This is a genomic window from Parvularculales bacterium, from assembly GCA_036881865.1.
In the GTDB taxonomy this organism is placed as follows: domain Bacteria; phylum Pseudomonadota; class Alphaproteobacteria; order JAPOUT01; family JBAJNM01; genus JBAJNM01.
This window is the reverse complement of record JBAJNM010000068.1, coordinates 1-12,635: the sequence shown is the minus strand read 5'-3', so window position 1 is coordinate 12,635 and position 12,635 is coordinate 1. Positions and strand designations below refer to the sequence as shown.

Annotated in this window: 13 protein-coding genes; 6 read left to right on the top strand and 7 right to left on the bottom strand. The window is 52.3% G+C overall.

Features of this window, described 5'->3' with window-relative positions; translation table 11 throughout:
* Window positions 1-198 precede the first annotated feature (198 nt).
* Entirely contained in the window at window positions 199-1,140 is a 942-nt protein-coding gene (locus V6Z81_10300; GenBank protein ID MEG9862856.1) for an SUMF1/EgtB/PvdO family nonheme iron enzyme, read from the bottom strand.
* Window positions 1,141-1,492: 352 nt separating this feature from the next.
* Between V6Z81_10300 and V6Z81_10295 the strand changes: the two genes are divergently transcribed.
* The 6 genes from V6Z81_10295 to V6Z81_10270 all read left to right on the top strand — a co-directional run bounded on the left by V6Z81_10295 (window position 1,493) and on the right by V6Z81_10270 (window position 8,057).
* Window positions 1,493-1,828 carry an STAS domain-containing protein gene (locus V6Z81_10295; GenBank protein ID MEG9862855.1) on the top strand — a complete coding sequence of 112 codons (336 nt, stop codon included), beginning with the start codon at window positions 1,493-1,495 and terminating at the stop codon, window positions 1,826-1,828.
* Window positions 1,825-2,511: a GPP34 family phosphoprotein gene (locus V6Z81_10290; protein MEG9862854.1), complete on the top strand. Its 687-nt coding sequence runs from the start codon at window positions 1,825-1,827 to the stop codon at window positions 2,509-2,511. Before V6Z81_10295 ends, V6Z81_10290 begins: the two co-directional genes overlap by 4 nt.
* A gap of 92 nt (window positions 2,512-2,603) precedes the next feature.
* On the top strand, window positions 2,604-3,770 hold the full coding sequence (locus V6Z81_10285; protein ID MEG9862853.1) for a SpoIIE family protein phosphatase: 1,167 nt from the start codon (window positions 2,604-2,606) through the stop codon (window positions 3,768-3,770).
* A gap of 5 nt (window positions 3,771-3,775) precedes the next feature.
* Entirely contained in the window at window positions 3,776-4,204 is a 429-nt protein-coding gene (locus V6Z81_10280; protein MEG9862852.1) for an ATP-binding protein, read from the top strand.
* Window positions 4,201-5,457 carry an ABC transporter substrate-binding protein gene (locus V6Z81_10275; protein MEG9862851.1) on the top strand — a complete coding sequence of 419 codons (1,257 nt, stop codon included), beginning with the start codon at window positions 4,201-4,203 and terminating at the stop codon, window positions 5,455-5,457. Before V6Z81_10280 ends, V6Z81_10275 begins: the two co-directional genes overlap by 4 nt.
* Window positions 5,457-8,057, top strand: a complete 2,601-nt coding sequence (locus V6Z81_10270) for an ATP-binding protein (protein MEG9862850.1) — start codon at window positions 5,457-5,459, stop codon at window positions 8,055-8,057. Before V6Z81_10275 ends, V6Z81_10270 begins: the two co-directional genes overlap by 1 nt.
* 54 nt (window positions 8,058-8,111) lie before the next feature.
* On the opposite strand, the gene V6Z81_10265 is transcribed toward V6Z81_10270, so the two are convergent.
* From V6Z81_10265 to V6Z81_10240, 6 genes are read right to left on the bottom strand one after another with little or no spacing between them, the layout of a single operon-like run.
* Window positions 8,112-8,759 (bottom strand): heme-binding protein, encoded by a 648-nt coding sequence (locus tag V6Z81_10265; GenBank protein MEG9862849.1) that lies wholly within the window; start codon window positions 8,757-8,759, stop codon window positions 8,112-8,114.
* A 15-nt stretch (window positions 8,760-8,774) separates the two neighbouring features.
* On the bottom strand, window positions 8,775-9,623 hold the full coding sequence (locus tag V6Z81_10260; GenBank protein ID MEG9862848.1) for a TauD/TfdA family dioxygenase: 849 nt from the start codon (window positions 9,621-9,623) through the stop codon (window positions 8,775-8,777).
* Window positions 9,624-9,659: 36 nt separating this feature from the next.
* Window positions 9,660-10,262, bottom strand: a complete 603-nt coding sequence (locus V6Z81_10255) for a 2-hydroxychromene-2-carboxylate isomerase (protein MEG9862847.1) — start codon at window positions 10,260-10,262, stop codon at window positions 9,660-9,662.
* Window positions 10,259-11,065 (bottom strand): SDR family NAD(P)-dependent oxidoreductase, encoded by an 807-nt coding sequence (locus tag V6Z81_10250; GenBank protein MEG9862846.1) that lies wholly within the window; start codon window positions 11,063-11,065, stop codon window positions 10,259-10,261. The genes V6Z81_10255 and V6Z81_10250 overlap by 4 nt, the downstream gene beginning before the upstream one ends.
* Before the next feature lie 19 nt (window positions 11,066-11,084).
* The gene (locus V6Z81_10245) at window positions 11,085-11,252 is read right to left on the bottom strand and encodes a hypothetical protein (protein MEG9862845.1); all 168 of its coding nucleotides are present in this window, start codon (window positions 11,250-11,252) and stop codon (window positions 11,085-11,087) included.
* A gap of 36 nt (window positions 11,253-11,288) precedes the next feature.
* On the bottom strand, window positions 11,289-12,479 hold the full coding sequence (locus V6Z81_10240; GenBank protein ID MEG9862844.1) for a CoA transferase: 1,191 nt from the start codon (window positions 12,477-12,479) through the stop codon (window positions 11,289-11,291).
* Window positions 12,480-12,635 lie beyond the last annotated feature (156 nt).

Here is a 12,635-nt window from a genome sequence, read left to right as displayed (position 1 = left end):
CACGATCTCCATGGGGGCACGTTTTACCGGCGTAAGGGCTATGGCTTTAATCTGGCCATTGGGTGAAGTCATGTGTGAGTCTCCTCTAAATCATACGGCCTGCCATCATATATCAATACCCGATTTTTCTCATTCTGAGTCTAACTAAGTCAAAACCGGCATCGTCCGCTTTTCTGACTATTTTATGTATTTCCGGTCTTACTCTTGAGACTCTGTTATGTCTTGCGCGAGCCGAAAACCCACGATCGCCTGCCGGGCTTCCGGCGGTAGCGCGTAGCGTGTGTGCAGACTTACGGGTCCGGGGGCATCCGTCCACGAGTGTCCCCGAAGGGCATATTTTTTGCAGCCTTGTACGACGAACGGCGCTCCGTCTGCAGGCAAACCGTCATAACTCCCGGTCCAGCAATCTGATGTCCATTCCCACACATTACCGATCATGTCGAACAGGCCATTGGGATTAGGCTTATATAGGCCGGCCGGTGCAGTGTAGAGTGAGCCGTCGTTGCACGGCTCGCCAACTTTCGCCGTTTTGTTTTTTGATGTGATGTCGGGCACATTGCCGAAATCACAAACGTCATATCGTGTTCCCCAGTATGGAGCCGGCCGGTTTGCTGCGCTGGCAAGGTGCCATTCTGCTTCGGTAGGAAGCCTGTAAGACTTGCCGTCCCGTTTCGACAACCAGCTAATATAGGCTAAGGCATCCTCTCGTGATACACAGACGACAGGGTCGGTCTCCGTTTGGTGGAAGCCTGCATTCCGCCAATCTGCTTTTTGGTCCTGAACCCATCCAAAGTCGGTGAGCGTCCGGCAGCCCGGTTTTGGGTCATACCCGGTTTTATCTGCAAATTTTGCAAACTGCGCGCGGGTGACCTGGGTAACACCAATCTTAAAGGGTTTGGCGATCGTAACATTGACGGCCGGAAACACATCCGGCCCGGCTTTACTATCTCTTATATTTGACCCGATCACGAATGACCCGGGTTGAATGGTCTCAAACAACAGGCAGTCGGCACAACCCGGATGAGGGGAAGTTCTTGCACCGGGCGTTTGAGCCGGAGGTGATGGTGCAAAAGATGACTGCGGAGAGAACGCAATCACACAACCGGTGCAAATACAAAAAATAAGGAGTCGGAAAATCATTAACGGTTGCTCTTCCCTGTTATGACATGATGCCACATTTGAGCGTCCGGGTAACTGACATCAGTGCCGTTCAAAAAGTAAAGAGCAAGCCTTTCAGGCTTATAATTGAGACCTTCCGGTCCTGCGGCATTGGCTTGTGGGGGTCATGTGGTAGCCCCCTAACCGTTACCGCCGGAGTTTAAAAATGCCTGAAAAGTGCCCCAAAAAAAGGTGAATCGAGAGGCGTAAAGAGGGTCTTGTGGTAAAAATATTGATAGATTACACTGAAAAGTGCTTGTGCTTTCGTGGGCTTTTAGGTCTATTACAAAGCGCATAATGTAGAAAATACCTTGTAGAGCTAGGGGTGTATTAGATGGAAATTGAAGAAACAAAAGAAGGTTCGGTTGTGGTGGTATCGCCTGTCGGGCGCATAGACGGATCAAGTGCTGCGGGGTTTCAGGAGAGCCTTACGGGCATTGTTGACCGTGGTGACGCAAACATACTGTTGGATTGCAGCAAGATGATTTACATCAGCAGTGCGGGCCTGCGCTCCGTGCTGATTGGATCACGCAAATGTCAGGAAGGCGGGGGTAAGCTGGTATTGTGTGCACTGCAACACAGTTGCAAAGAGGTTATGGACGTAAGCGGATTCTTGTCCATAATCGAGAATTATGATGCCCGCGATGAGGCAGTAAAGGCGTTCACATGAACACAACCGAAAAACTTGATAGGCTGACGTTTGTCGAGGAGATTTTACTGTTAATGCTGGACGTCAACGGACGGTTGCCGGCTGCGAGAACGGATACGGTAAAATATATTGTGACGGCAGCGGCCTTGATGGAATTGGCGTTTAACAACAAGATTGATACGGACCCGAACCGGCTTTTTGTTGTTGATAGAACGCCTGTAGGCGATGAGACGCTGGACGAGGTTCTACAGCGCGTTGGTGAAGATCAGAACAAGCCCATGAACACCAAGGCGTGGATTGATGCGTTGGCCTGGACGCATGGGGAAAAAATTCGGGACCGGGGGATGGGTAGTCTTGTAAGCCGCGGCATTCTTACAAGGCGTGATGAGAAATTTCTGCGGATGTTCAGTTCGCATCGCTATGCGACCGTTGATGGCCGTGCGGAGCAAGAGGCCAGACTGCGGATTACAAACGTTTTGCTCGCGGATGATATTCCGGACCCCAGAGACATTGCCTTAATTTGTCTGGCTGATGCTTGTAGCCTTCTGGTGGATCTTTTTTCCGACGAAGGTTTTGAACGTGTGCAATCCCGCATTGAGCAACTGCGCAAGATGGATCTTATTGGTCGCGAGGTTGCCGGCGCGATTGATGAAATTGAGCGTGTGATGACGACAGCGTCAGCGGCGCATTGGCACTGGTATTAATCAACGCCGGTATCAACCGGCATTGATAACGGCTTGGCGTTGATGTCGGATAATCAACGGAAATTCAGGAGGGGTAAAGGGGCTTCAAGACTATGGCAGATGGTGCACCACATAAAATTCTGGTCGTAGACGATGAGGCCGATTTTGAGCGGATGGTCACGCAACGGATGCGTCGTGAAATTCGTGATAAAAAATATGATTTTGTTTTTGCCGGCAACGGCGTAGAGGCGGTAGCGCGTCTTAATGAGGATCCGAGTATTGAGATGGTTCTCTCCGACATCAACATGCCGGAGATGGATGGTCTTACTTTGCTGCAGCAAATCCCCAAGATCAATCCGCGTATACGCGCCGTTATTATTTCAGCCTATGGTGATATGAAGAATATCCGCACCGCTATGAATCGCGGTGCGTTTGATTTTGTCACTAAGCCGATAGATTTTGATGATCTGAAAGTCACCGTTGACCGCACTTTGCAGCATCTTGCAATGATGAAAGATGCTTTGGTCGCGCGGGATAAGCTGGTTGTGCTGGAGAATGAGCTGGATATAGCGCGGAAGATGCAGCAGATGATTTTGCCGACCACGTTTCCTGAAACGGATAAATATCAGCTCTACGGCGGCATGAAGCCGGCCCGCAATGTGGGTGGCGACTTTTTCGATATTGTGACTCTGTCCGATGGGCGGATTGGTCTGGCTGTTGCCGACGTTTCGGGCAAGGGTGTGCCTGCGGCGATGTTTATGATGTCCAGCCGCACTCTGCTTAAGGGAGCCTCCATTGGTAGTGATCCCCGCACGGATATGGTGGTAGGCGAGGTGAACAAACAACTATGCGATAATAATGAAGCGGCGATGTTCACGACGCTGTTTTTTGCGGCGCTTAATGCGTCCTCGGGCAAGCTGGAATTTGTGAACGGGGGTCATAATCCGCCTTTGCTCATTCATAGCGATGGTAGTTCAACCTATATGGTGGATGCCCTTGGAGTCGCCCTTGGCGTGGTTCCTGACCGTAAATATGAAAATCATTCCATTCAGTTGAAGCCGGGGGATACGGTATTTATGTATACGGATGGTGTGACGGAGGCCGAAGACCATAAGGAAAAACAGTTCGGGGTTGAGCGCTTGCAGAAAATGTTTGCAGATGAGCCTCCAACCGGTGCGCAGGATGTAACCGACAGGGTTTTTAAAGCGGTAGACGAATTCGGAGGTGACGCTGAACAGTATGACGACATTACTTGTCTGACTTTATATTGGAAGGGGTAGGGAGCATGAGTGATCATCTTTCATTGCGTCTGGAAGCAACGATGGATGAACTGGCGAGGTTGGATGCCGCTGTAGAGGCTTTCAGTCAGGCTCGGGGATGGGCTCCGGAGTTCGAGTTCCATATCAAACTCATGCTTGAGGAGTTGGTAACCAATATTGTGTCCTACGGCTATGATGGTGATGAGGGGGGAAGCCATGCAATAGAAGTAGAAATAGACTCAGGTGCGGAGTCGGTTACCGTTGAGGTTATGGATAATGGTCGCGCTTTTGATCCTCTGGCCGAAGCCCCTCTGCCGGATCTGACATCATCCGTTGAAGAGCGTCAGGTAGGTGGTCTTGGTGTCCATCTGGTGCGCACCATGTCAGATGAAGTGCGCTATGAGCGCAAGGGAGATAAAAATTGCCTGACACTGGTCAAGCGAAGGAATGCATGAGTTATATGGCGCGCGGGCTTTTTGTTTTTGCGCTGATTGTGACGGCTACGATGGGGGGGGCGCCGGCGCTCTATGGGCAGCAGGCCGGTGCTAATCAGACGGAAAATCCCCGGAACAATAATCAGGCAGAGGGCGATGAGGTCATCATCCGGACAGGGATTTATGAAGACCGCATTGTGTTCGGTCAGTCGGCTGCCTTTTCCGGCCCCGCCAAAGCGTTGGGAGAGGGCATGCGCCTTGGTATTGAGGCGGCGTTCAGTGAGGCGAATAAACGTGGGGGTGTTGCCGGGCGGCGGCTTGAACTGATCTCTCTTGATGATTCCTACGAACCGTCCCGCGCCATCACGAATACACGTAAACTGATTGAAGAGGAAAATGTCTTTTCACTGATTGGAGCCGTGGGCACGCCCACATCGCGCTCTGCAGTTCCGATTGCGGCAGATAATAATGTTCCCTATGTAGCGCCTTTTACGGGCGCCGGTTTTTTACGCGACAAAGCCCTGAGCAATGTGATCAACCTTCGCGCCTCTTATGATCAGGAAGTAGAGGTGATGGTTGAGCGCTTGATAAAGGATCTGAACATTAAGCGTATCGGCCTGCTGTTTCAGGATGATTCTTTTGGCAGGGCAGGGTATGACGCTTTATTAAAAGCTCTTGACCGGCGTAACCTTAAGATAGTGGCGGAAGGAGTCTATCCGCGCAACACGACCGCCATAAAAACGGCTTTGCTGAATTTACGTGCCGGAAAACCCGAAGCCGTGATTATGGTGGGGGCTTATACGCCGGTTGCCACCTTTGTTTTGTGGGCGCGGCGTATTGATTTTAACCCGATTTTTTTAACGCTCTCTTTTGTAGGCAGCAACGCTTTTGCCAGGGCGTTAGGTTCGCAGGGTGAGGGTCTGGTTGTCACTCAGGTGGTCCCGGACCCTAAGAGTCGGTCCCCCGCCGCTGCCGTGGCCTATCGCAGGGCGCTGGCGGCCCATGCACCGAAAGCGGCGCCCGGGGTTGTATCTTTTGAAGGCTATCTGGCAGGCCGTCTGGCTATTGCTGCTCTTGAGGGTTGTAAGGAAAATCTGGACCGCATCTGTTTTGTGAACAATTTACTTTTGGCACGGGATGTTGATCTGGAAGGCTTCGCCCTTCGTTTTGGTTCCGGGGACAATCAGGGTTCGGATGCCGTATTTTTGACTGTCATTGATAAGAACGGAGGTTTCCGTGCGGTGAATAGTCTTAAGGAAAGAGTACGAGGGTGATGGAATTTCTCTCGGGCATAGTGGCGGCGGTGTCTAAACTTTTACGGAACGTGCGTGCGGCGGCGGTGAAATTTCTGACAAATACACGGTCATCGTTAGATAGGCTTCTTAAAAACATACATGTACCGCCGGCGGTAGCCGGGTCTCTGTCAGGCATGATGGCCACGGTGACCGGGTTTCTGCGAAGCATACCGGTTCCGGCGGCGGTGACTAAATCCCTGCCGGACATACAGGCAGCGGCAACCGGATTTCTACGAAATGTGTCGGCGTTTCTGGAGAAACCTCTGCAAGGCATATCGGCAGCGGGATCTAATCTTCTTCTAAAAATACCGGCTAACTGGCTGCGGGTTTCAAACCAGTTGTATTTTGGCATTGGCGCTGCTGTTGCTCTTATGATGATTACCGGCTTGGTGGCGTTTATTTCTATTGACCGGGTTGGCAATACCCAGTTGCAGTTGAGTGAAGGAACGATACCGGAACTGGCGTCGGCGTTTCGTGTTTCTCAACTGGGTAGCGAGTTGGCAGATGCGGCGTTTGAGCTGGCGTCGGCCACCACCGATGAACAACTGGATGCCATTTCTGAACAGCTCACAAAAGACACGGAGTTTTTTGAAAAACAGCTACAGGCCATGATTCCCGATAGCGAAGAAACCGGCACCTTGCAACTCACATCGAAATCCGCCCCCTTAAGACTCCTGTCGGAACAGGGTCGTGCGTTAATTACCAACCTTAGGGATCTTGAGCAAACACGGCGTGAGAATCTTGCGCTGGGACGCCGCCTTGAAGTGCTTCAGGAAGAATTGGCCGCTTTGCGTACGCAGATTGACTCCGTATTGATAAAGGCCATTGATGATCAGGTCTTTTATGTCATAACCGGCCGTCTGGAGATTGACGGACCGCGGCAGCAACGCACCCAGAATTTTAGCGTGTCGCAGTTCGACATATATCGTCTTTTGTCGGAACTCAACAGTGATGTGGCTATCGCTATTCAAACTCTGGGAACGGTGTTTTATGTTGCCGATTCTTCTCTCCTGGAGCCCCTTCGGGAGCGTCTTGAGGCAAGTGCGCAACATATAAGAGAGCGTCTGTATGAACTGCCGGAAAGTAAATTGCGTGACAGGATCGAGAATGTTTTACAGCCGATCATCAGCACGGATCCGGACCGGGAAAAGGGGTTGGAGGTGCAGACCGAGGCGCTCTTGCTGAGTGATGAAGAGCAGGAATTGCTGGCGTATAATCGCACCCTTTCGGCTGAATTGGTAACAAGGGCGGAAGCGTTGGTATTGATTGCCCGTGAAGATGCCCGTACGGCGACTGACGGGTCTCGTCAGGCGGTTGATACCGGCCGCAATCTTCTGATCGGGCTGGTTATCATTAGTCTGACAGGCGCTATCCTGATTAGCTGGCTGTTTGTCAGGCGGATTTTGGCTCACCGCCTTGAGCGGCTGTCGGAGAGCATGCAGCGCATGGCGGATGGAGATTTGAAGGGTGAAGTTGGTATTGAAGGGCGCGACGAGATTGCAAGTATGGCGGCTACGCTGGATGTGTTTCGCCGGAACGCTCTGGAGGCACAACGTGTTGATCTGGCCGAGAAACTGGCTGAAGAATTACGCAAGAAGAATGATGTTCTTGAGATTGCATTTGATGATTTGCAGAAGGCTCAGGATCAGGTTGTTATGCAGCAGAAATTGGCGGCTCTTGGTGAGTTGACGGCGGGTGTGGCCCATGAAATCCGCAATCCTCTTAACTTTATTAAGAATTTTGCCGAAGGGTCGTCGGAACTGATGGAGGAGTTGGTAGAGACTCTGGATTTGCTAAAAGGGGATGATGATGAGGAGAATAAGAAGAATCGTGACCTCATTATAGAAATCGGCGAAGACATTACGGAAAATCTGAATCGTATTCGTGATAACGGCACCCGGGCCGACCGCATCGTGCAGAGCATGTTGCAGATGGGCAGGGGGTCAGGCGACCGGTCTTTACAGGACATCAACGCATTGCTCGGTGAACATGCGCGGCTTGCTTATCATAGTGCGCGGGCGACGGATCCCGATTTCAATGTCGAAATTATTGAGGAGATGGACCCTGATGTCGGTGAGATGGAGGTTATCGGGCAGGATTTAGGGCGGGTTTTTCTGAATTTGGTGAGCAACGCATGTCAGGCGACAGATGAAAAGAGACACGCTCTTGAGAAGGAGGGCGACAAGGAATACCGGCCTCAGGTGACGCTCATCAGCCGCAACAAGGGAGACAGTATCGAGGTGTGTGTTCGGGATAATGGCAAGGGTGTGCCCGAAAGTGCTAAAGAGAGAATTTTCCATCCGTTTTTTACAACCAAACCGCCGGACAAAGGGACGGGGCTGGGGCTGTCGCTTTCTAACGACATTGTGCAGGCCCATGGGGGAACTCTGAAGGTTGATAGCGTGCAGGACGAATATACCGAGATGACTGTAACGCTGCCCCGCGGCATGCCGCCGGAAGAGGAAGGCGCAGGCGAAGAGGACACAGGAGAAGAAGGCGAACAGGAAGAAAGTTCAGGAGAGGACGCTACCCCGGAAACACCGCCGGATACAACACCCGGCGAACCCCCTGCAACGTGACGTTTTTTATGGGGCAGTCGGTAATAGGCATTAGGGAATTATCGGACACGGTCATTATTGCTCAATCTCGATCATCACCTCATTGCGACGCATCCAGGGAAGCGTCCATGGTGGATTATAGAACGCATATTTGGGTGAGCCGGTAACGCTGATATCGTTTACCTCAATAAAATTTATGAGGTTGGCTTCGTGTTCTGTAAAATTTATAACGGAGCTTGTTCCGGAAAACCGGATAACGGCAAATTGCTTCGATGGAATTTCTCTAAGCATAATTTGATCATTATTTGGTTTGGGCAGGCTTTCCAGAGTGTACTGTGATGGCATCACGAAACTGACTTTCCATGAAGCACCACTTGATTGCTGTTGGACCGGTGCCGTCATGGCAATCTTCTGATTCATTTGTTGTTGTACGGGTGCGGTCATGGCAATGTCTTGTTGCACCGTATTATTGCCGAAAATGTAACCGGCGAGCAGACGAAAACCATCGCCAATAGTATCTTCTCGTTTACCTGCCACCTCTACCTCGGCAATTATCATAGGGTCATAACGCCGGATTTCTATATTATCTTCAGCCCGTACGACCTGATAGTTTGGCACTTCGAAATCACCCCCGCCGCAAGCCACCAGTAGTGTGATTGTCAGTGTTGCTGTTGAAAACCTCAACATATTCATTGTGTTGAGATTGTAGAAACCGACTCTCACTATACATCCCTCACTTCAAAACTGCGTATCGGCAATGGTCGTGCGGTGCAGCAGACGGTCATGGCCGTCATAGCCGCCTGTAGCGGCGTGCAGAAGTGAGCGGTTATCCCACATGACCAGCATGTTCTCTGACCATTTGTGCGAATAGGTAACCTCTTCCGAAACTTGGTAATCATAAAACTCGGTGAGCAGCGCATCGCTTTCTTCTTTCTCAAGTCCGGCAAACCCCTGAATATAGGAAGGGGATGAATACAGCGCCTTTTTGCCGGTCTCATGATGGGTGCGCACAAACGGATGCTCGCATTTTTCACGCGCCTTCTCGCTGAAGATAATGTTCATGCTGCGCCCCTGTTTGGCGTCTTCTTCGCCATACCCGCCGTCAGGCGCATACCCGAATTCGGCCGAATGAATGGCGGTCAGCCCGTCGGCCTTGTCACGCAGCCTGTCGGGCAGACGCTCATAGACGGCAACCTGGTCGGCATACAGCGTATTGCCGCCCAGCGGCGGAATGGTGATGCCAAACAGACACGTCCCGGCCGGAGGAACCTCCAGAAAACTCCAGTCCGAATGAAAAAATTCGGCAAATATACGCGTCTTCTCATCGGCCTTGCGTTGAATGGCCGCAATATGGTCATGGCCGTCAATATGGCCAAAGAAAGGGTCTTCGCCGAACTCGCCGAAATACAGGGTAAAGCGTTCAAGATCGTCATCGCTCATGGGCTGGTCGGGAAAAGCCAGCACTTTATGATCCAGCCAGTGCGCCCGCAATTCGGCAACCAGATCGGCCGACAAGGTGACGGTCAGATCAACGCCGGTCACAAAGGCCCCGCAGGAGGCACCGGTCGGTGTTACGGTCAGTGTCATCTCTCATCCCTCTTTTGTTACGCAATCATTTGGCAATCATCCGGATAGTTCTTCTTCGACCTGCCCCAGCCGTTCTTTACCGAAAAACATTTCCGTGCCCACATAGAAAGTCGGAATGCCGAATGCGCCGCGGGCAACGGCCTTATCGGTGTTTTCTATGAGTTGCGCTTTTACTTCCGGCTCGGCGGTCTGCGCCAGCAGCCGTTCACCGTCCAGACCTGAGGCCGTCATCGCCTCCTTGAACACGTCAGGGTCGTCCATTTTCAAGCCGTCTTCCCATACATGCCTGAGGCCGGCTTCAACATATTCGGTGAGATTGCCGTTACGCTGTGCCGCTACCGCAGCGCGCATCAGCATCAGTGTATTGAGGGGAAAATGCGGGTTGAGTTTGTATTGCGTCAGCCCGTGTTTTTTGATGTACCGTTCGGTCTCCAGCTGATCATAAGCCAGCTTGCCCTTGATGTCGCCAAATGCAATCATCGGTGCCTGATTGCCGGTCAGTTTGAAAATACCGCCCAGCAGGCACGGATACAGCACCAGGTCGGCGCCGGTGCGGTCCAGAATACCGGGCAGTACGTGATAGCTCAGATAGCTGTTCGGGCTGGCGAGATCAATAATAAATTCCAGGGTTTTGGTCATGGTTTTTTACCTCTTCCGGTTTGCCACTCGTTTCGGTTGTTCCACCAGGGTTGTTCTGAAAACGGCCTGATGTCAACTTCATGACTCCACGCCGAGCGGTGCTGGTGGGCAATATGAAAATAGGTATCGGCAACTTTTTCCGGCACTACCAGATGATCCTTGCCGCGTCCTCTTTCGTTCAGCAATTTCTCGAACTGTTCCGGTCCCAGCAACTTGCCCAGCGTGTCCGGGGCCTCAATCGCCGCATCTATATATATGTGGCAAATGTGAATACCCTTAACCGATAATTCGGCATTGAGCGACTGGCATAACAGCCGCCGTCCGCCGATGGCCGCCGCATGGGCATGCTGCCCGGCATTACCGCGCATGGCGGAGGTCGCCGAGGTAACCAGAATCTTGCCGCCGCCCCGCTCGGCCATGATGGGGGCCAGCGTCTTGGCCACGCGGAACAGTGCCATACTCGTCATCCGCCAGCCTAGTTCGAAAAGTTTAAGGGGCGTCTCTTCCAGCGTGCGGTTGCCGAACTGTGCGCCGAGATTGAAAATCATCACCTCGATGGGGCCAATGTTTTTTTCCACATCAACAATCAGATCTTCAATGGCATTGTCCTCAACGGCATTGACCATGCGCCCGCTGGCCGCCCCGCCGGCGTCGGTGATGTCTTTCACCAGCCTGTCTAATCCCTCTTTATCGCTGCGCCGCGCCAGAACGGCATGATAGCCTTCCGATGCAAATTTCTTGGCGACATTGCCGCCGATACCGGCTCCGGCACCTAAAACCATACAGACGGGTTTCGTACTCATTGCGCTCTCCTTATTCTCCTTAGCCAACAATCCACATGCTGGATTTTGCATATAAGCCAAAAATCCACATGCTAAATTTTTGCATATAAGCCAAAAATCCACATGCTAAATTTTTGCATATAAGCCAAAAATCCACATGCTGGATTTTTGCATATAAGCCAAAAATCCACATGCTGGATTTTTGCATATAACATGTCCGGTTTAATGCCCGGATAACGTCATCTTATCCCGTTGCGGCGCCCACTTTCCCCTCATCAATGAACCTTTGCCGGGTTGCGTCATCATACCCCAGTGCGGTGAGAATTTCCCGTGAATGTTCGCCCAGTTTTGGCGCGGGACGCGCAATCCCGCTCGGCGTTTTATCAAACTGCGCCGCCGGACGCGCCTGCCGCACCTCCCCGAAGCCGTCATAAACCGTGCGGTCAATCGACCCGTTAGCCAGAATCTGCTCATGTTCCATGAGTTCCATACGGTCAAGCAGAGGCGCACAGGGAACACCCTCTGCCTGAAACCGTGCAAGAATCTCCTCGCTGTCCCATTTTTCAATTTCCAGAGCGGTCAGCCTCTTGCGCTCCGGAGAATTGGCAACCCGGCCGGCCGCCGTATTAAAGCGTTCATCATCCAGCCAGTCTTCACGCTTGAGCGCCCGGCACATGCCGCTCCATTCGGAGTCTGATATGGCCCCGGCGGTGATGTAGCGGTCTTTGGCTTTATAGATGAGGTCTTGCGTGCCCTGCAGTTTGCGCACGTCAAACTCATGCTCTCCGAAAACCAGTCCGGACATGCCTTCAGGCCAGAAAAACGCCAGCATCGCATCCAGCATCGAGAGGCGGACATGCTGTCCCTGACCGGTGTTCGCACGCGCATAAAGCGCCGCCGTTATGGCTTGCATCTGGGTAAGGGCCGTTACCTTGTCGGCAATTATGATGCGGAACATTTGCGGGCGGCCCGATTCACGGTCTGCCTGAATATCGGTTGCCCCCGAAAGCGCCTGGATGACAGGGTCATAAACGCGGCTTTGTGCGTATGGGCCCTTATTGCCGAAACCGCTGATGGAAACATAAATCAGTTTTTTGTTGATGGCGCGTAACACCTCTTCGCCAAAGCCCATGCGGTCAATGGCCCCCGGGCGGAAGTTCTGCATGAATACATCCGCCCCGGCCACCATCTTCATCAGGATTTCTTTTCCTTCGTCGGACTTCAGATCCACGGCCAGAGATTTCTTGCCGCGGTTGCATGAATAAAACGGAGCATTAACGCCATTATGCGGCGGTGCCATGTGGCGTAACTGTTCACCGTGAACCGGCTCTACCTTGATGACCTCGGCACCCTGATCGGCCAGCATCATCGCCCCCATCGGGCCGGATACCATGCTGGTTAAATCAAGAACACTAACGCCTTCAAGCGGCCCCATCGGGAACCTCCATGAGTGCACCATAATTGATGGACATGGCTTTTTTATAAGCCGGACGCTTGGCGATAGTGTTGCGGATGGCGGCGGTATGCTCCGGCAGCTCCATGCCGCAAAACACGGCCCGGTCCGGCACCGGCTCTTCCGCCATCCGGATTG

What these genes read in the sequence shown, in the direction of transcription:
- V6Z81_10300 (MEG9862856.1), bottom strand. Translation starts at nt 1,140, where the DNA reads ATGATTTTCCGACTCCTTATTTTTTGTATTTGCACCGGTTGTGTGATT.
- V6Z81_10295 (MEG9862855.1), top strand. Translation starts at nt 1,493, where the DNA reads ATGGAAATTGAAGAAACAAAAGAAGGTTCGGTTGTGGTGGTATCGCCT.
- V6Z81_10290 (MEG9862854.1), top strand. Translation starts at nt 1,825, where the DNA reads ATGAACACAACCGAAAAACTTGATAGGCTGACGTTTGTCGAGGAGATT.
- V6Z81_10285 (MEG9862853.1), top strand. Translation starts at nt 2,604, where the DNA reads ATGGCAGATGGTGCACCACATAAAATTCTGGTCGTAGACGATGAGGCC.
- V6Z81_10280 (MEG9862852.1), top strand. Translation starts at nt 3,776, where the DNA reads ATGAGTGATCATCTTTCATTGCGTCTGGAAGCAACGATGGATGAACTG.
- V6Z81_10275 (MEG9862851.1), top strand. Translation starts at nt 4,201, where the DNA reads ATGAGTTATATGGCGCGCGGGCTTTTTGTTTTTGCGCTGATTGTGACG.
- V6Z81_10270 (MEG9862850.1), top strand. Translation starts at nt 5,457, where the DNA reads ATGGAATTTCTCTCGGGCATAGTGGCGGCGGTGTCTAAACTTTTACGG.
- V6Z81_10260 (MEG9862848.1), bottom strand. Translation starts at nt 9,623, where the DNA reads ATGACACTGACCGTAACACCGACCGGTGCCTCCTGCGGGGCCTTTGTG.
- V6Z81_10255 (MEG9862847.1), bottom strand. Translation starts at nt 10,262, where the DNA reads ATGACCAAAACCCTGGAATTTATTATTGATCTCGCCAGCCCGAACAGC.
- V6Z81_10250 (MEG9862846.1), bottom strand. Translation starts at nt 11,065, where the DNA reads ATGAGTACGAAACCCGTCTGTATGGTTTTAGGTGCCGGAGCCGGTATC.
- V6Z81_10245 (MEG9862845.1), bottom strand. Translation starts at nt 11,252, where the DNA reads ATGCAAAAATCCAGCATGTGGATTTTTGGCTTATATGCAAAAATCCAG.
- V6Z81_10240 (MEG9862844.1), bottom strand. Translation starts at nt 12,479, where the DNA reads ATGGGGCCGCTTGAAGGCGTTAGTGTTCTTGATTTAACCAGCATGGTA.